We start from the raw sequence: 18,467 nt of genomic DNA on the forward strand, positions 1-18,467 counted from the left end.
GACGAGTTCGGGCATGGGAGCTGGCGGACGCGCGAGATCCTTTTGCAGAAGTTCCAGGCAGTCGTGGACTTGAGGCGCTTTGACGACGCCTCGTCAGTTGTGCGAGCCCTCTTGCAGATTGATGACGATGATGGAAATTGGCCGCGATTCGCTCAGGACGCGTTCTGGCTGGCCGACGTCTACGTGAGCGCGGGCAAGTCGGACCACGCAACACTCCCCCTTCGCGCAGGGCTGGAGATGGCGATTAGGCACGACCTTCGTAGCCAAGCGATGCAGTTCGAGGTCGCGTTAGCAGAGATCGAGCGATAGTTGAAGAGGATGGCGGGACGAACGTCGTTCGTCCCGCCACAGGTTCCCTAGGCCTCGTCCAGGCAGGTGGTGGTTCCATCTGGGTTCGTGACACCACTGCTACACCAGTAGATGTCCTGTACCTCGCAGTCGTTTGCCCCGGGGTATGTGTTCCAGCAGATTCCCTCGTAGCAGCACATAAATTCCGCGAGAGGCTGCGCCTGGAACCCCGGCTTGCAGGGGAACACGTTACAGAAGTCGGGAACCTCGAAGTAGCAGCTCACCTCACCGGTGGTCCGCACCTCCCCGAGTTCGCAGTGGAATGGTTCACCCGTGGCGCACGAACCATCCCGAGCCGGAGCGCAGCTGCGCCCCTCACAGCAAACTGTGTCGTCGAAGATCGGCGCACCGTCGCGATGAGGCTCGCAGAGGATCGGCTTGCCCGTGTCCGTGTAGACGAGGTCACACAGATCGGGGGGCCCCCCACTGTTGCCAGTGAGCGTCGCGAAGAACGTGAGTAGTACCTGTAGCTTGATGAACATGATGCTTTCCTTCCGCCAGCGGCTGGCTGGCAAGGAAAGCGTCGCACCGTCGACGCGCGCGACTCGACCGCTGGAATCACGGGTGTCCGGCTGCGGCATGATCAGCGGTACTGCCCCCCGCAACGTCGTTGCAGCGCCTCGGTGCCATGCCCCTGGCGTTGCGAGCGCGGCGCTGCCGCGACATGATGTGCAGCGGGATGGGTGACGTCGATTACTACGCGGTTCTCGGGATCGGCCCGGAGGCTGGGTGCGGCGAGATCGAAGACGCGTACCAGCGGGCGGTAGCCGAGACACTTGGGCCCGACCCCAGCCGAGCGCGAATGCTCGGCAAGGCCCGCGCGGTGCTGCTCGACCCGGCCACGCGAGCTGACTACGACGCACGCTGCGTCGGGTCGGCAGTGATCGAAGAAACAGTCGCGGCGATCTTGCAAGCCCATCAGCCGCGCTTGAGCGCGCGCCGCTTCATTCAAGCGAAGTGGAGCCTGGTCTTGACGGCGCTTCGACTGCGGGAAGATCCGTCATGACCTTCCGCTGACCCGGTGAGAATTGAGTGCTGTGGCAGCGCGAGTCGCGGCAGCATTCGCACGTAGCAACGATCGCGTACCCGACCGGTGAATCGCGGCCGGCTCATCCTGGGCCACCTCCTCGCGGTTCCGCGCGGTGGGGGTCGATGTTGTTGGCCTATCGACCACCACCGACGCCATGGGCGTAGACCAGATCATTCGACTCGAACCTGGCGACGACAGCGGCCATGCTGCTGGGTTGCCCAACGCGACACTCGCTATGATGGACTACCGACGCTGGTTGCGGTGACGGTTCACCCAGATATGATTCGCCGGTGAAAATCGCGAAGAATTCCCAACGCTGCGCCCCCCTGTCCGCGCTCGCGTCATTGCTCCTCGGGGGATGTTTCGCCGACCCAGATCCAACAGGCATGACCCAAGCGTCCGCGGACAGCGAGAGCAGCGACACGGACACAAACACTGGCACGGATGAGGACACCACAGACTCCGCCGAGACCTCGGACACGGACTCGAGCGACACCACCGACGAAACCGGAGACCCCTGCGACAGAGGGGGTTGTCCCTGCGAGACGGCCGCCGACTGCGAGCCCGGTCTCCTTTGCGACGAAGGTGTCTGCGTGGAGTCGATCTGCGGCGACGGTGCGAACACCGGATCGGAGCAGTGCGACGACGGCAACCTCGTCGACGGGGACGGCTGTGACGCAGACTGCAGCTACACGGAGATCTTGGGTATCACCTCTGGCGGCGCCCACAACTGCGCGCTCATCGAGGGGGGCCGGGTTCGCTGCTGGGGGTGGAACAAGAGCGGCCAGCTGGGGCTCGGGAACACGGTGAACGTGGGGGACGACGAGCTCCCGAGCGAAGTTGAGGACGTGGCCTTGCCCGCTCCCGCGATTCAAGTCGCCGCCGGCGAGAGTGAGTTCACCTGCGCGCTGCTCGATGACATGACCGTGTATTGCTGGGGCGTCAACGACCTCGGCCAGCTTGGCTACGGCCACGTGAATCTGCTCGACGAGCCAGCCAACACCCCGGTTTCGGTTGGTGGCGCGGTCGTGGAGCTCGGCGTGGGAGGGTTCCACGCGTGCGCGCGCTTGGACAACGGAAGTGCGCGCTGTTGGGGGCTCAACACCCACGGCCAGCTCGGCTACGGCCACGTCAACACGATCGGAGATGACGAAACGCCGAGCGAGCGGGGGACCGTGCCTCTCGGCGGGACCATCACCTCGATTGCCGTTGGCGCTTACCACAACTGTGGGGTGTCCATGATCGGAAGGGTCCGATGTTGGGGCCGCGGCCAGGATGGCCGCCTCGGCTACGGCAACACCAACAATATCGGGGACAACGAGACGCCCGCGTCGATCGGCGACGTGAGTGCCACACCCATGGGTCTCAATTTGTTCACCAAGATCACGCAGGTGACCGCAGCTACCCAGCACACCTGCGCGCTGTTCGAGACCGGCGACGTTCTGTGCTGGGGCGCCAACGGGTTCGGCCAGCTCGGGCAAGGGACCACTGCGAATTTGGGTGATGACGACCTACCTGCGACGGCGCCTCCCGTCGCGCTGCCGGGTCCGGCCGTGCTCATCTCAGCCAGCGGGGGCCACACCTGCGCGCTGCTCGAGAACGACGAGGTGCACTGCTGGGGGGCCAACAACTTCGGTGAGCTCGGCTACGGCAACGCGATCGTCATCGGCGACGACGAGGCTCCCGCCGACGCGGGTCCGGTCGAACTCGGGGCGCCGGTGAAGCTACTCGACACCGGGTTCTTCCATTCGTGCGCGGTCACCCGGTCCAATCAGGTCCGCTGTTGGGGAAACAACGACACTGGTCAGCTCGGACTCGGGAATACGTCGAAGATCGGCGATGACGAGCTGCCGATCGATGTGGCGCCCATCTCGTTGCTCTGATCGGGTCTGTCACCAGATCGCAGGGTTGATCTTGCGGTGGAGGCCGGTGTGCCACTGAATCCACGCGTGAGTGGGACGATCGAGCGACGCGTCGAAGTGAAAGCGGACGCGGGTCGCCTTCCCGGCATCGACCTCCATGATCTCGGCGTCGAAGCAGCCCGTCGTGATGACGTCGCCGACCGCGAACGGAGCGAGCACAGGGTCCCGCCAGAACGCGGTCACTGAGTCAGCCACCCAGCCCTGCCGCGCCCGGAGCTCGAGCGTTTGATCGTCGAGGCGCTCGATCTCTGGAGACTCGGCGCCAGCATGCAGGACGCACAGTTCGGCGGGTGCGGATCGTCCGTCGGCTCGAAGTGCGCGCATCAGGTACTCGACACCGAGGTAGTTGATGGTGTGCACCACGACCACGGTCTTCCCTTCCATCTCGGGCTTCCCGGGCCATGCAGCGGCGTGGAAGGTCTTCTCGACGCCGTGTAGGGCACGGAAGTCGAGGCTGCGGGCGAAGAACACGAGCGGAGATCCGATGAGATGAACGACGACGATGAGCACCGCGCCCGCGCGGGCGAGCCAGGTCGTCGACCGACTCAGCAGCCACGTGTCGATCAGCTCTCCCCACGCCAACGCCATGCCAAAGCTGGTCAAGACCAACAAGCGCTCGAAGGGGATGCTGGCTGTCAGGGCGATGCAGCCCAAGCCGGCTGCGAGGACACCGAAGCGTGCACCCGGCCGGTCTACCCGGGCGACGAACACGGCGAGGATCCCCAACAGGACCCCGGTCACGAGCCACCAGAGCACGACGGGAATCTCGGGCATCAGAGGGAGCCCGATGCTGAACGCTGACAGCAGGAGGTAGCGCTCGGGCAGCACCGCGAGAAAGGCGGCCGGACTCGCAACGGGGTCGACGTAGGCACCCGAGCTCGCGGCGCCGTAGTCGAGGAGGTCGTAGGCCATCCGCCACGCAATGATGACCGCGACGCTTGGCACCAACGACACAACGCGAGCGCCGCGTGAGCCCTTGTCGAGCACGAGCGCGTAGGCCAACAGGAACGCCAGCGTGACCAATCCCGCTTCTCCCGCCAGCAACGCGGCGGTCAGGGCCGCAGGCCCACACCAGCCAGCGAGCTTGTCCTGATCCCGCCGCCACCGATCGTGGGCAAGGATCGCCAGCAGCGAGAACACGGCTGAGACCAAGCCGTTGCGGTGGGCAAGCCAAGCCACGGGCACGTGATGGCCAAACGCCGCCGCGTACACGAGGCTCGCCACGCCGGCAGCGGTGGTGTTCGAGCTCAAGCGCCGAGCCACGACCCACATGAGCGAACACGCGGCCAAGTACCACGCCACACTTTGCAGGTGCATCAGCCACGGCGCGCGCGGCCAACAGAGGTGGTCGAGCAGATGCGTGGCGACGGAGAGCGGTCTGAAGAAGGCCACCCGAAGCTCGAGATCCGTCCACCAGGGCAGCTGGCCTGCGGTTCGCAACGCCTCGTTGTGGGCTTGGGGTCCGCTCACGAGAACGAACATGTCCCACCACGGCTGCGTGCTCGTCCCATCGCGCTGCGCGGACAGGAACTCCGCTTGCGGCAGGTCGTCACCCAGCAGCCCGACGCCGATGGTTGGCAGGGACAGCGAGAGCGCCAGGATGAGAACGACCCAGACGAGCCGCCGATGCCCGAGTAGCTTCCGAAGCCGCGACAAACGTTCTGGGCTCTTCATCTTCGTCACAGCCAGGCCTGAGTGTACCCCCGATGGCGTACGGATCAGCGAGGCACGGCGAGCCCATAGACAAACATGCACATCTCGTCGAGCGCCGCGGATCCCATGGTCACGGTGATCGGGCTATCGAGGCCGTAGCCCGCGAGCGCCTCGACCACACGCGGGTTGTCGAGGCTGTTGTCGTAGGTGCACTGCATGGTGAGGACATCGCCCTCGATGAGGGTGGGGAGCTCCTCGATCGCCCCCTCGATCGCGTAGACCGATTGCCAGTCGGGGTTCCACGCCGGATCGTGGATCATGCACTGCTCGTCGCCGTCGCGCGCGTGGGTCATGCGGATCTCGGTCCCGACGTCGTGCATGTGCGGTCCAAGCATGAACAAGCGCGTGCCGTCGGGCAGACCCGGCGGGACCGCGAGCTGCATGGTCTCCGTATGGTTCTTGGCGCCCGCTGGGACATGAAACGCGGGCTCTCCCTGGGGATCGTTGGGGCCGGGCAGCAAGCCGCCCGCCGCAGAGGTGGCGTTGCCCAGCGTGGAGATCAGGGCGTCGTAGTCGGGCGCTTCGGCTGTCCAACGGACCGCGAGGCTGCTCTGGTCGACGCCACTGCCCGCTGTCGTGGGGTGATAGTGAAAGGCGAGGACAATGCGGGCGCCCGCTGGAAACGGAACGCCCGCGCCTTCCGGCAATCGGGTCGGAGCCGAGCCCGGGAAGTAGCTTCCGAGCATCGTCCCGAGGTGGAGTTCTTCACACGGATAGGTTCCGTCGACTCCAGCAATCCCGGCGGAGGCCCCTGTCGCGTCGAGCATGATCAAGACGTGATGCACGACTTGCTCGTTGTCGGGGATCAGTTGCACGCCAGTGATCCAAACCTCGTCGTCGAGCCCGGGATCGATGCTCACGCACGCGAAACTGTCGACGCCGGCCGGGACCTCGATCGGCGCCGGGAGTTCGAAGATGTCGCTGGGGTCGGCGAGGTCGCGGTCCGTCGGAGCGGGCAGCGGGGCCGCCTGCGCTGGGTCACCCTCTGGAGCCCCAAGCGCGGCCCAGTCGGCGAGCAGCTCGAGCTCCGCCTGGTTGAGGCGAGGATCGTTCTCCCAGGCGTGCCGTGGGTGGCAGGCTTCGGTCTCCTGTGCGCCCCACGGGGGCATCTGCATTGAGGTGGTCGCGGTCTCGACCAGGTCTGCCCATGGCGCCGCCGATGCGTAGGTGTCGAGCGCGAACGGGCCGACCCCTCCGTCACGGTGGCACCCCACACAACGAGCATGGATCAGCGGGGCCACGTCTTCGTGCCAGTTTGGGCGCTCCGTCGCAGCGTCGTCCTGTCCGGAGGTGTCGGAGTCGGGCGGTTGTTCGCAGGCGCCGAGCGTCACCAGCAAGACCACGAGGGTGGCTTCGACAGCGTTGGGCCTGTGTGCGGGAAGCACTCCGCGAGTCTACCCCTGCGCCGGTCCAACGCGAAGGGCGTAGAACAGGGGACCGCCTCAGCCCAGCCAATCGAGGCTGGCCGCGTCGAGACCGTTGGCATGGGCAAGTAACGTGTCCGGGAATCCAACCACCGGGAGTCGGACTTGGCCGCGGCTCGAGACCAAACACTCGCTCGCCAACGCTCGCCAAAGCCGACCATCCGCTCGTTGAACGCCACCCATGAACCCAGCTGGGTCGAGCTCGCGGCCGAGCAGATAGCGTCGCGTCTCACCGAACCTCGACGCGTTCGCCGACCACCACGACTCGACCTCGCCCGCGGGCCCTTCATACCCAGTTGCGAACCGAAAGCCGGCCAGCGCGCCGGGCGACTGGTCGACCTGGAACCGACCCAAGGCGGCCTCGATACCCCTGCGTCGACCGCAGTATCCGAGGACGAGGCCGGCGTGTTCAGGCGCTTCTTCGCTGCACCCCCAGTCCGCGAGCGCTGCGAGCTCGTGGTCCGTGGCGAACAACGCGTGCAGCAGACACAGCTCGGCATAGCTCGGGTCTCGCGCGAGACGCTTGCTCATGAGTACGGCCCCCGGCGTGTCGATGATGATCCCGGTGAGCAGCGCCGCAGACCTGACACCGGCATTCTGACTGAACAGGAACGGCATGATCCGTTGTTTGTGGGCGTCGCGACCAGCGTGGAAGGCCAGCAGGCGCAGCAACGGCGCGAGCTCATCGTCTCGCCGCGGGGCCTCCCAGTCGGCGAAGTAGGTTGGTCCAGGATCGATGGCACAGCGGGCGAGAGCCTCGATCCAGCGCGGCCGCGCGCTTTCGTTGGATTCGTCGAGACCACGAAGCAGACACGCGTGCTGGCTTTGATCTTGCCAGAGCTCCAACGCTCCGGCGATCGGCTCGAGGGCGGAACTCTCACCGTCCTCTGCCAGGTGATCGAGCAGCATGCTCGCAACCTTCCTGCCCTGGACGCAGAGCAAGACCAGCGCCGCGCTGGCACGGCGAGTCAACGACACGTCCGCGTCGTCGAGCACGCTGAGCGCGAGCTGATAGACGCCCTCTGTCCGATCCAGGCGCAAGATCTGGAGCCCCGCGGTCCATTCGGCGAGCGAGGTCCTGCTCAGCTCGACGAGCGGAGTCCCATCGGCCTGCATCTGTTCCAGGGCGGTCGCGCAAGTGTCGAAACTTCGACGGAGTAGCTCGACGGTCAGGCCTCGATCCGTGTCCGCGTCGACGTTGCGCTCACCTGAAGGCCGAGGCGGGGGCTCATCGCCTGGTGCCGGTGCAAGTAGCGGCAACTCATCGGGCAAGCGCGCGAGTGTGGGAGCCTCGATCGCCAAGGGGACGATCAGCGATGGCTCGCGCGGTTCGCCGTCCTCGAAGCCCACCAGGTCGGCGGGGGCACGATCGTCGAACGCCGCGGGGATGATCTCCGTCCGCTCCTCTGGCTGCTCCTCGAACGCAGCGGGGACAATCTCGGTATGTTCGGGCTCGGGCTCGGGCTCGGGCGCTGGCGCGGCTTTCTTGGTCCCCGTCATGTCGAACCGCTCGACGGTCGTCATGATGAAGCGGCGCTCTGTCTCGAGGATCTTCCCGTCGGCCCCCGCGATTCGCCACAGACACCCAAGCACCCGACGACGCTCTTCCACCGAGAGCATCTGCGCCAACTCCTCTGTGACCGCGAGGGTTCGAGCCTCCCGCCGCGATTCGGTCTGCAGGCGCTCGTACTCGTTGACGACCGCATCCACGCTCTCGCGGACCCGGCCCGGATCGAGCCCCGGAGCCCACTCGGATAGCTCCTTCGCAATGTGCTCGACCTCGCTGGTCGCCAACTCGGAATCAGTCGAGTACGCGAAGGCCACGAACAAGAACCCGAGCGGTGCAAGCACCGGCGACGTCCGTGTCCGGGAGGGGCGCCGCGGTGGCGGTGGCGGTGGTGGGACATCGATCGACGAGAGCGCCGCCTGGATCGTGTCCATGTTCGGAAAGCGATCGTCCGGGCGCTTGGCCAGCGCGCGCACGACGAGTTGGGTGAGCTCCTCGGGCAGCTCGAGCGTCGGGCACAGCTCCCGGATTGCTGGTGGCTCGACGCGCAGGTGCTTGCCAAGGATCTCCATGAAGCTGTCGCCCTGGAAGGGAGGGCGACCGGTGATCGCTTCGAACAGCACGCAGCCGTACGCGTAGATGTCGGTGCGCAGATCGAGCTTGCCGCCATGCGCCTGCTCGGGCGACATGTAGCTGGCCGTCCCGAAGATCATGCCCGCCTCGGTCAGCTTCAGCCCGTCGTTGAGCTTGGCGAGACCGAAGTCGAGGATCTTGACGCGGTCGCCGCTGTCCGTGATCTCGATGAAGATGTTGGCGGGCTTGACGTCGCGATGAATGATCCCGAGCTCGTGGGCCGACTGCAGGCCGGCGGCGGTCTGTTGGGCGATCGGGACCAGTCGGGCCAGCGACAGCCGTCTCCCGTGCCCGACCAAGCTGGCGAGCGTTTGGCCCTCGAGCAGCTCCATGACGAAGTAGACGCAGTCCGCCGTCTGCCCGAAGTCGAGGATCTCGACGACGTTGCGATGGCGAATGGAGGCGGTCGCCTGCGCCTCGCGTGTGAACCTGGCTACGAGTGTCTCCCGTTCGCTCGCTTTGATCTCGAGCGGCAGCACCTTGATCGCCACGAGCTTGCCGAGACCATCGCGGACGGCCCGATACACGCGGCCCATGCCGCCGGCACCGATGAGACCCTCGACCCGGTAGCGGCCGTCGAGCAGTTGACCGACGAGTGGATCGGTATCCGTCGCGGAGGGCATGCGCGACACTGTAGCGATCTGCGGGGCTCTTGCCCACACGAGCCTGACTCGATGGCTCGCGCCCGCCAATACTGCTTGGTTCCAGGTCCTGGACGTGTGTTAGAGTCGGGTGTGTCCCGTCGCAGACCACAGCGTGTGCTCAGCCTCCCGGCCGTCGGCGAGGTGGAGCGATGGCTCTGCAGCTACGAGCGCCGCCGGCCCGACGATACGCTGCTGTACCAACTCATCGAGGAGCACTGGCCGACCTTCCGCGAGCGAGCCGAGCGGTCCGGCGGTTTGCCTGACTTCATCGTCGAGGAGTTCGAGGCGTACCTGCGCTGCGGCATGCTCGAGCACGGCCTCGCTCACTTTGCTTGCCGGCAATGTGGCGAGTCGCTGGCCGTGGCGCACTCGTGCAAGAAGCGAGGATTCTGCCCGACATGCACGGGCCGAGGTCGAGCCAGGTCCAGTGTTGGTGGCCACTGAGCCGATGCAAATACGCTTGTCGTTCGACGGCGGGGCGACCGAGCTCGAGGGGAACGCCAAGCGAGTCACTCGACACCCGTGGGCCTGGCTCCTGCTATCTAGAGTGGGGTCGCGGTCAACATCATGAGCTGCCCCCCGCTGCCGCGGTGCGATGCGCTTGATGAAGATAGCCAACAAGCCCGACGACATCGCGCGGGTGCTCGCCGACTTGGGTCTCAGTCCCCGTCCGCCCCCACGGCCGAGGCCAGCCCCAGCTGGGCAGCTCGAACTGGACTTCGCCGCGTGACCTTCCCAACTCTGAACAGGTCGTGATGGTCGAGCCGTGCCTCGGGCTCACGGCTCAGAGCACGCCCGGCGCGAGACGGCGCCGAACGGGGTGAAGTTCACGCCACCACCGACCCCCTATCGGATGTTCTTTCCGCCCCACGATCTTTGGCCCACGATCTTTAGCCCACGATCTTTGGCCCACGATCTTTGGCCCACGATCTTTAGCCCACGATCTTCAGCCCACGATCTTCAGCCCACGATCTTCAGCCCACGATCTTTAGGCCACGATCTTTAGGCCATGATCTTCAGCCCACGGTCTTTTAGATGTCGAAGCAGTTGACGGCCATCGCGGGCACTGCTAATTGTCGCTCCATGTATGCCAAAAAATCGGTCAAATTCCGGACATTCATGCGCCTGACAGCGATCCTCGGGATCTCCTGCACCTTCCCATTCGCCGCGGGCTGCGGCGAGTTTAGTGAGGAGGAGGAACTGCTGCTGCTCGACGACTCCGAGTTTGAATATGACGATGACGCCGAACTCCTGCTCGACCAAGACGCCGAACTCCTGCTCGACCAAGACGCCGAACTCGGCCCCACGCATTTGGCTCTCGACATTCAGCAGACGCCATCTTCGGCGACCGCCACTTGCTACATCGACAATGACTGGACGGGTTCCACTGCATGTTGGCAAAGCGTCCAACACAGCAGCTGGCTGTTTGACTCGAGGATCGGTGTAAACTACTACTACAACGATGTCAGGCACACCACAAACACCGGCCTGACCGGTAAATATTCTTGGATAGCCCCAGCGTCAGGAAGTGCGGCTTTCTATGTCTGGATCCCGTCGAGCCACGCCACTGCAAACACGTACTATCTCTACTATTGCAAAAAACCCTACGGGCAAAATGAGGGGATCAGGATTGTCAATCAGGCCAACTACTTCGGGGTTTGGGTCCTGCTTGGCAGCGTAGCAAGCACATCGGGATACACTTGCGCCATCGAAGTGCGCAAAGATAATGTGAACAATTCATCGGAAAAAATGGCAGCGATGGATGGTGCCAAGGTCACCTTCACATACTGATTGTAGCTGGCAGCTGGCGATCAAAAACGCCGAGTTCGACGGCGGCTGTCGAGCTCGCGCCGGCAAAGCACCTCGACCTTGACCTCGCCGGGTTCACGACCTGCGGCGCCCTTCGGAAGGTGCCTCGCAGAAGGCTGCGTGGCTCACTCTCCGGCGGTCACACACCGTTCGATGCGTGACCGGGCAGTCGCTATAACTATATGATATCATTGAATAATATTTGGCATATCGAGCACGCGCCGAACGGTGCGTGACCTGTGAAAATGAGAATAACCTGAACAGATAAGTCGCGCGGCAATTCTGACCTCCGCTAAGCTCGAACGTCACGGTTGTTCGCTCGACGAGCTCGCGGGTGACGACGCGGCCGATCTGCTCGGGCAGGGCAGCCGGTCCTCGCGTCATGCTATGGGCCTCCACCGCTGATCGACAGCTGCTCGGCGACGCACCCGGTCAGCATGGGGAGAGTGCGGTAGGGACAGGTCCGCCCCGGCCTATCGCGATGACTCGCTCTGTACGTCCAGTTCTTGTGCGCTCTCGATGGGCTCGGGCCGGCCCAACTCGAACAAGCGTGCGGCCGCGCAGTCGACGAGCCGGAACTCGTCGATGTGCATATGGCGAAAGTTGAGGACGGTCATCCGCTCCATCTCAAGATCGACGTAGCTGTGTGGAACCCTCTCCATCGCTCGGATAACAGATGTCAGCATCCATGAATGTCGTAGTACTTGGCGCAAACGCCCGAGTAGACCCGGAGCGGCTTCGATCTCGGGGAGACGGGGAGCCTTGAGGAGTGCGGACAAGCTCATGAGCGCCGGATCGTCGTCGTTGACACCCGAGTGGGATTGGCCCATGGGGGCGATCACATCCGTGACCCGTTGGAGCATGGTCTCCAGGGCAGGTACGATCTCGGGAAAGTCGAGCTTGCTTGCAAGCCGGATGAGCCCAGTCAGGTGCTGGGGGGGGCCGCGCCATAGATAGCGCTCGATCAACGGCACGACACTCGAATCCAGGATCGGTGCAAGTTCGTAGATGAAGTCCTTGTTGCGAAGACCCTGTTCGAAATAGTTGACGCTGCGTTCCAGCACCGCTGCTATACGTCGTCCGTCTCGACGGGCGAGTAAACACTCTGTCAACATCTGGCCATATGCCGAGTCGTCTTCGCTGGTCGTCAACCATGGGATCTCGATACCCGCGTCGTTGGCCACGACCAACGCGACCCTCAGCCATGTCCGCCATGGCCGTCGGTCGGCAACGGTGTGGCTGCGGACGCCGTGAATGCGCAGCCTGTTTCCATCGAAGGCGGGGGCAAGGGCGTCGGAACTCGCGGCATCGAATCGTACGACGCGGTCATTCCCCGGGTGTAGGAGGGTGATGAGTTGCTCGAACTCGGCGGTCTCCCGTCCAGTGGGAGGTCCGATGACACAGGCTGCGGCGGGGAGATCGTCTCCGCGCTCGAGCGCATCGACCAACACATCGATCGAATAGCGGCGCGGTGTGAAGCTGGGCGTCACCACGGCCGGCGAATGAGTACGCCGGGTTGGGGGGGGAGTCTTGGGCTCAGCGCTCAGGCCACAAAGTATGTTCCGGATCGCATGCTCGGCCTGAGGATCGACATCAAAGCTGCGCGCTCGTGCGGCCTCGAGCCAAGCCTCTTCAGGGGCAGGACTACAGCGGCGTCGCTCGACACAAGCGCGGACGGCGAGCCATGGGAATGCAGTCGTTCGTGCCATCATCTCCAGCAGTCGTGGGCGAGCGTGTTGCCTCAGACCCTGCATGGCTGCGGCTTGGACCATGGTCGTGCCGAGTTCATTGATGAGCTTGTCGAGGCGTTCACCTACGGTCTCGTTGACAGGGTGAACGTAGTCCCAGAGCGTTTCGGCGACGGCGAGCCCAATCTCGTTGAGTCGAAACGCGGCCACCGGTTGAGCCAACTCTTGATACAGCGGACCGAAGAAAGCGGCGAATGCAGGGCGGGACCGCATGAACCGGTGTCCGGTAGACTCGAACTGATCATGCTCGCGCTCGCGCATGAGCAAACTGAGAAAAAATTCGGTCGCGGATCCGTGTCCATCATCCATGCCTAAGATCATGGGCTCCCCGAGGATCCGCTCGGCGACCGCTTCGAAGGCATCAGCATCGGATAGGCGCATGAGGGCCGCGATAGCTGCTCGACGAGCGTGCCAAGCTGCGGTCCGATCCGTGGCGAGCGCAGATAACCATGGGAGCTCTGATGTGATCTGTAGGCGGTCTGCAACCGCCGCTCGCCAGTAGTCCGTGTCTCCCATCCAGCGGATCTCGGGAGCTTCGGTGGGATAGGAGGCGAGGAAGGTCGACATCAGCACACCATGGAGGCCGAGATCGTGCTCTTCGTTCAGACGGTTGATGAGGGAAGGTAGCGCGCGGCGTGTGCGTTGGCGGCGAAGTCCAATGCACGCAGACAACCTCATATGCGGGTGCTCATGTTCGAGTAGACGAAGCATGATGTCCATGGCGGGGGAATCCGAGGGAACTCGGCGTTCCGCCAACCTCGCGGCGAGAGCTGTGACCGTCGTCTGCCGAGGACGTTCCTCCGAGTCGGTGTCGAGTACGTGCGCTGTCACCTGCACGAGTAGTCCCAGGGGAAGCATTGCACCCATGACAGATAGCATCTGGATGAGGCCACTCGCATCCTTTGTGCCGCGGGCTCTGAGTTGGTCGACGATGTCCTCAATTTCGGCGTCGTTGGCGAGCCCGCAGATGCTCAGCGCAAACATCCGAGTCTTTGGCGAGAGCGCTTCGTCGAGTACTCGTTCACGCTCATCGGACAGGACGGAGTGATCACCGACGAGCACCGGTCCCAACCTGGCGTAACTGTCGGTCACGTCGTCGAAGCGGTCTCGGTATTGTGCGATGTCCTCGTCACCGTAGTAGATCAGCAGACGCAGTGCCGAGCGAAGCGTGTTGACGTCGGTGCCCGCTGTCTCCAGCAGCTCATGAGCAGTCTGCCGCATGTGCACGCGGTGACGCCAAAGAACGGGGCCAAAGGGCCCGAGCTTCGTGTCACGCTTGGCGACGAGTTCGGAAAGATCTGGCTTGGGTAGGTTGGCTATGAACAGTCGTCGCGCGTGCTCGTGAGTGAAGAAATCGGACTCAGGGGCTTGCCCTGACTGGACGGAATCGATAAAGTAGCGAATACGGCGAGGAGTGGCGGCCAGTGTCAAGAAACGTAGCAGCTGTAGTCGATGCTCGGGGTCGGAGTCGTAGCGCGCATCGAGAGTCGTAGGCGGCTCATACCCGGCGCGTCGTGCCGCGCGCAGCAGTATGTCGGGACAAGGGTTTACAGGGGACTCCAAAGCTGGAGCAATCGCGTGGTCAAACAGTGACTCGAACGAGCTTGGAGAGATGCACAAGATCGTTTCATAGGCTGAAGAGAGCCACATATAGTGCTTCCTCGGATCGGCCCCACGCATCATCTCGACGAGATGCTCCGCGATGTGATCATCACCTACATCTTTCAGCAACTCGAGTGCCGTCCACGATTTCTCTGAGCCTGGAGATGCGTGTGGCAGGAGCTCTCCCGGCTCGAACAGCTGATGTGTGCGTGCGTAGTCGACGAGACCCGATCGAGATGTTCCGAACAGCACGGTCCGCGCGTATGTTCGGGCTTGCTCCGACTGCTCGGCTTGCTCGAGGTGATAGACGGCGATGGCGTGCGACTCTGTCGATATGGCCAGCTCCGCGAGTCGACTGTGTGCTCGCTGAACGAGTCGAGGAGGGGCTTCGTTGAGTAGTCCAGCGCGGACGCGCTCGTGAAACTCGAAGGTCCCCGCGTGGTGCTCAAGGAGGAGCCCGAGTTCGCGCAGGCGCAGGAGAGTCGCGGACACGGGGAGCTCTGGGAACGCGAGTTGTACGTCTGTTTCCGAGAAGGGCAACGAGAAACACAAGACATGTGCCGCGGCTTCGCGCAGATGCGTGGGCAACATTTGGTACCGATGACGATCGGCAGTTTCGGCGATGCTCGCAACCTCGGACGCTTCGATCAGCGCCAACATCGCGTCTGTCGATGGGAGTCGAAGGAGCGCCACCGCGTCACGGGGGAGGACGCCGGTATATCGGCCGCCGCTGAGCCGGCTATGGAGGACGCGAAGTGCTTTTGCGTCACCGTGGCCATGGAGTTTACCAAGTTCGAGCAGCTCCGCTTCATGAAGCCCGTGCAGGTCGGCACGCTGAAGACGAAGCCCCGCGCGCTCGAGTTGATTGAGTTCCTCGAGAGGGTCGCGGCGCGCAAACAAGTACGTCCGGAGCCCGCGGCCCCAGAGCCGGCGCATCAGGTCTGCGAGGGAAGCGTGGAAAGCCTGGTTGCTCGCTCCGATGACAAAGTCGACAATGAGGTGAATGGGCTCTGGAGTCGAGAGCAGAGCATCAGCGAACGACTCCACGAGAGTTTGCTCACTCTGATCGAGTCGCGTTGCAACTGCGAAGAGGTTGTTGTGTCCGCGACGCCTGAGCTTGAAGGCCAGTCCAACGAGGAAGCCTCGAATGTCATTTTCCTCGCGGATCTCCGCGTAAAGCACCGCATCTTTGGGTAGTGACCTAGCGAGGGTCGCCGCCAGCTCTCGCGCCGCCGTGCTCTTGCCTGCCCCCGATGACGCGACGACGTTCGTGATGCTGACTGCACTGTTCATCCACGCTTCGATGAGCTGGGGACGGGGCACGTGAAGCGGGGGCAATGGCGGCGGGCTGCTGAAGGGGATTGTATGTGGAAGGACGCGCAGCAACTCAAGTTCGAAGTCGCTATAGTCGATCCAGCGAGTTCGTTGGCGAGCGATGTCGTCGAGAAATCCTCGGAAATTGTTGAGCACGGTGCGGCGCGCGACCTGCTCGTCAATGTTGAAGCGCGACGCAATTCGGGTGGCGACTTTTTCACGGATAGCGTCAATCTCGCCGTAACACGTGAGCGACTTCGTGCGCTCAAGGACGCCCAGGAGTTCACTGTGGACGAAATCGATCTCCAAGACGATGCGAGCGAGGCGGGCTTGGTCGAGTCCCAGCTCTGACGCTGCGTCTTCGATGGCGCTGCGGAGATAGGCCGGGTGGTCTGCGCCGGTTGGAGGGGGGGCGGGAGACCATTCAACAAAGCGCTTGCGGTAGTGGGTTTTCATACCTCGGAGCGCTTGCGAGCGGGTCCGAGCGAGTCGATAGAGTGCCTTCGAGTAAGGGGCGGGAGCTTGTATGGCCGCCGAGGCACCCGCCTCCATGAGTTTCTCGGTGGCGTCATCGAAGGCGTCACCCAAGACCCAGGTTTGCCTATTTGAGTTGCCGTGCAGCCGGTCGAGGCTTGGACCGAGCAGCTCATCGCAAACTTGGAGTAGACGCCAAGCCTTGGCATCGCGTGCGCCTGTCGCGGTCTGCCGTGGTTTCTTGACCTGGACGTGCTCGTGCTCGACGACGAGATTCTCGAGGTGATGCTCGATCTCGAGGTCATCTGTGCCCTCGGGCCGCACACGGGTCTCTCTCGAGCGCTCGAAAGCGTTCAGAGAGAGGTCGAGGATCACGATGGCTTGGTAGAGGAAGCCTTCGGATGCGCTGGTGCCTCCTGACACTCGTGCGAGCCTATCAGAGATCCGACACCCGCTGCGGAGCGAGTTCCCGTGCTCAAGGATGGTACGCCTCGAACTCGTCGACCACGAACTTGGGCAGGCCGCCGAGCCGCTTGGCTCGCTCGAGGAAGGTCTTGCTGCTCGACCAGCTGGTAGAGCAGCGTCTGCTCAGGCTGTCGGCGCTCGTAGCCGTCGCGGCGCTGCGCCGAGCATGTCGCGGTAACGGAGCCCACGACGAGCTACTCGGCCGCCGCGGCGCCGCGTTCAGCGCTCATGCGTGAGTCAACAAGGTGGCCGAGAACCGGGCCACTTCCAGCGGTCACACACCGAGCGGTGGGTGTTCGGCGGTGGGAAGAAGTTGCCAGACCGTGGCCTCCTACGCGGACGCGCGGCGAGATCCGATTGTGTAGCGCGAGGGGGCCTCGCCGAGATCTGCACCCACATGATTCGCTGGTGACGTGTGATCGAGGGCCGTGACGCCGAGCTCGAGACAGGCGGGAGCAGCGCCAGGCGGCGACCGAAGCGGCGCACGATGTCGTTGGGGATCGTCGACGACAGTTGGCTCGCCAGCGACGCGAAGATGTTCGGCGTCGCACCGGCCGCGGCGGCGGAGTTGTCGGCCGGGTCGCCTCCGATGCCCGTCGCGCCGCGGTCTTCATAGATGGCGCCGACCGCCAGCGTGCTCCCGTCCCCATTCAACGCCACGTCCCGCCCAAACCAGTCGGCTGGGCCGGCGTTCGAGGCCTTGAGGTATGCCCGCGCACGAACACGTACGCGGAGCGCGGAGCCTTGCAAGGACTCCCTAATCAGCGACACAGAACCGCAAAAAGTTGCTATCGTGAAGCATGCTCACCCGTTCTGGTCCTTGGATCATCCCTCTCGTGCTCATTGACCTCTTCTTGCTACGTCGAGCGGTCGCGCGGGTAGCTTTATCAGCACGAGAACCACACCCGGCCCAAACATAGAGCGAGACAATAATGCGGACATCCGCCATTCACGAAGCTGGTCACGTCGTTGTCGCTACCAAACTCGGAAAATATGTAACGCAAGTCGTACTTGAGGGGGATGAAGGAGAAACCTACGCGGACTGGCTCGAGAACAGCCCAAAATTCCGGTACCAGAAAGAAGCCGCCATCCTCATAGCAGGAATGGCCATGGAACGGCTGTACTTCAGGGCGATTGGTCAACATGATCTTGCATCGGCAGTTACTGACGACGTCAGTAACAATAGCGACATTCAGAAGCTCGCTCTGCTCGTACACTCAAAAGGAGTCGACCAGACACAGGCAATGGCGAATGCTAGCAGTACCCTCGAAAAATTCTACATGCATACTCTTCTTCTTGCACTTATGCTCGACAAGTCACACAAACTCACTGGTCATCAGGTATCCCAAATTATGAGTCTAAGCGGCAGCGAAGTTGCCTCCGAAATGGCGATGTTCAGCGCATCGACCGGCAAGTAGCAGCACCGAGCCCTAGCAGCCCGTGGTGCAATGCCTCGCGCCGCCTCGCTTGGCCTTTTCGCCGAGGGCTTTGTCGCCAAAACTTGCAGTGGGCCCACCACAGCGGCGTTTTGGCTCCGCGCCCTCGACGAAAATTCCGGCGCGAGACGACACGATGCATTACACCACGGGCTGCTAGGCCTTGAATAAGCGCTGTAAAACAGCAAAAAGATGAAATTCACCTGAGGAGCCCAGCGTACGAGGGGTTGCGACACCTTCCGCGAACGCGACGAGGAGCTCTTCAGGTGAACCGAATCCTACTCCAAGAACTACGAGCCGAGAAGTACAAGTGTACCGGGTCACGTAGATCGCGAGCGAAGCCGCGAGTTTGTCTCGCACTGGCCGCGAGCATTGGCGAGCGACGTGAGAGCTCTCTC

The 18,467-nt window shown here is 63.4% G+C and carries 12 protein-coding genes; 6 read left to right on the forward strand and 6 right to left on the reverse strand.

Going from position 1 to position 18,467, the window contains the following annotated elements; all coding sequences use genetic code 11:
- On the forward strand, positions 1-309 hold a 309-nt coding region (locus tag DB30_RS42025; RefSeq protein WP_205633172.1), incomplete at its 5' end, for a hypothetical protein.
- A gap of 47 nt (positions 310-356) precedes the next feature.
- Here the strand turns inward: DB30_RS42025 and DB30_RS39110 are convergent.
- Positions 357-830: a hypothetical protein gene (locus DB30_RS39110; protein WP_146662652.1), complete on the reverse strand. Its 474-nt coding sequence runs from the start codon at positions 828-830 to the stop codon at positions 357-359.
- 197 nt (positions 831-1,027) lie between these two features.
- On the opposite strand from DB30_RS39110, the gene DB30_RS39115 reads away from it, so the two are divergent.
- Both DB30_RS39115 and DB30_RS39120 read left to right on the forward strand, forming a co-directional pair.
- Entirely contained in the window at positions 1,028-1,354 is a 327-nt protein-coding gene (locus tag DB30_RS39115) for a molecular chaperone DnaJ (protein WP_146662655.1), read from the forward strand.
- Positions 1,355-1,764: 410 nt separating this feature from the next.
- Positions 1,765-3,261 (forward strand): RCC1 domain-containing protein, encoded by a 1,497-nt coding sequence (locus tag DB30_RS39120; RefSeq protein WP_052559027.1) that lies wholly within the window; start codon positions 1,765-1,767, stop codon positions 3,259-3,261.
- A gap of 9 nt (positions 3,262-3,270) precedes the next feature.
- On the opposite strand, the gene DB30_RS39125 is transcribed toward DB30_RS39120, so the two are convergent.
- The 3 genes from DB30_RS39125 to DB30_RS39135 all read right to left on the reverse strand — a co-directional run bounded on the left by DB30_RS39125 (position 3,271) and on the right by DB30_RS39135 (position 9,200).
- Positions 3,271-4,956, reverse strand: coding sequence for a hypothetical protein (locus DB30_RS39125; protein WP_052559029.1), 1,686 nt, complete (start codon positions 4,954-4,956; stop codon positions 3,271-3,273).
- A gap of 62 nt (positions 4,957-5,018) precedes the next feature.
- The gene (locus DB30_RS39130; protein ID WP_146662659.1) at positions 5,019-6,398 is read right to left on the reverse strand and encodes a monooxygenase; all 1,380 of its coding nucleotides are present in this window, start codon (positions 6,396-6,398) and stop codon (positions 5,019-5,021) included.
- A gap of 57 nt (positions 6,399-6,455) precedes the next feature.
- Positions 6,456-9,200: a serine/threonine-protein kinase gene (locus DB30_RS39135; protein WP_052559032.1), complete on the reverse strand. Its 2,745-nt coding sequence runs from the start codon at positions 9,198-9,200 to the stop codon at positions 6,456-6,458.
- Between the two features lie 162 nt (positions 9,201-9,362).
- Here DB30_RS39135 and DB30_RS39140 point away from each other — a divergent pair, with 162 nt between their 5' ends.
- The gene (locus tag DB30_RS39140) at positions 9,363-9,665 is read left to right on the forward strand and encodes a transposase zinc-binding domain-containing protein (RefSeq protein ID WP_165704157.1); all 303 of its coding nucleotides are present in this window, start codon (positions 9,363-9,365) and stop codon (positions 9,663-9,665) included.
- A 591-nt stretch (positions 9,666-10,256) separates the two neighbouring features.
- A complete protein-coding gene (locus DB30_RS39145; protein WP_146662672.1) occupies positions 10,257-11,012 on the forward strand; it encodes a carbohydrate-binding protein in 756 nt (251 codons plus the stop codon).
- 491 nt (positions 11,013-11,503) lie between these two features.
- On the opposite strand, the gene DB30_RS39150 is transcribed toward DB30_RS39145, so the two are convergent.
- On the reverse strand, positions 11,504-16,543 hold the full coding sequence (locus tag DB30_RS39150) for a hypothetical protein (protein ID WP_146662674.1): 5,040 nt from the start codon (positions 16,541-16,543) through the stop codon (positions 11,504-11,506).
- 327 nt (positions 16,544-16,870) lie between these two features.
- Positions 16,871-17,404 (reverse strand): FG-GAP repeat protein, encoded by a 534-nt coding sequence (locus DB30_RS43320; RefSeq protein WP_420870699.1) that lies wholly within the window; start codon positions 17,402-17,404, stop codon positions 16,871-16,873.
- 161 nt (positions 17,405-17,565) lie between these two features.
- Here DB30_RS43320 and DB30_RS39160 point away from each other — a divergent pair, with 161 nt between their 5' ends.
- Positions 17,566-18,051, forward strand: coding sequence for a hypothetical protein (locus tag DB30_RS39160; RefSeq protein ID WP_052559045.1), 486 nt, complete (start codon positions 17,566-17,568; stop codon positions 18,049-18,051).
- The last annotated feature ends 416 nt before the right edge of the window (positions 18,052-18,467 follow it).

This window comes from Enhygromyxa salina, from assembly GCF_000737335.2.
Taxonomy (GTDB): Bacteria; Myxococcota_A; Polyangia; order Nannocystales; family Nannocystaceae; genus Plesiocystis; species Plesiocystis salina_C.

Excerpts from the sequence above, each read along its gene's own strand:
- DB30_RS39110 (WP_146662652.1), bottom strand. The coding sequence starts at position 830 with ATGTTCATCAAGCTACAGGTACTACTCACGTTCTTCGCGACGCTCACT.
- DB30_RS39115 (WP_146662655.1), top strand. The coding sequence starts at position 1,028 with ATGGGTGACGTCGATTACTACGCGGTTCTCGGGATCGGCCCGGAGGCT.
- DB30_RS39120 (WP_052559027.1), top strand. The coding sequence starts at position 1,765 with ATGACCCAAGCGTCCGCGGACAGCGAGAGCAGCGACACGGACACAAAC.
- DB30_RS39135 (WP_052559032.1), bottom strand. The coding sequence starts at position 9,200 with ATGCCCTCCGCGACGGATACCGATCCACTCGTCGGTCAACTGCTCGAC.
- DB30_RS39145 (WP_146662672.1), top strand. The coding sequence starts at position 10,257 with ATGTCGAAGCAGTTGACGGCCATCGCGGGCACTGCTAATTGTCGCTCC.
- DB30_RS39160 (WP_052559045.1), top strand. The coding sequence starts at position 17,566 with ATGCGGACATCCGCCATTCACGAAGCTGGTCACGTCGTTGTCGCTACC.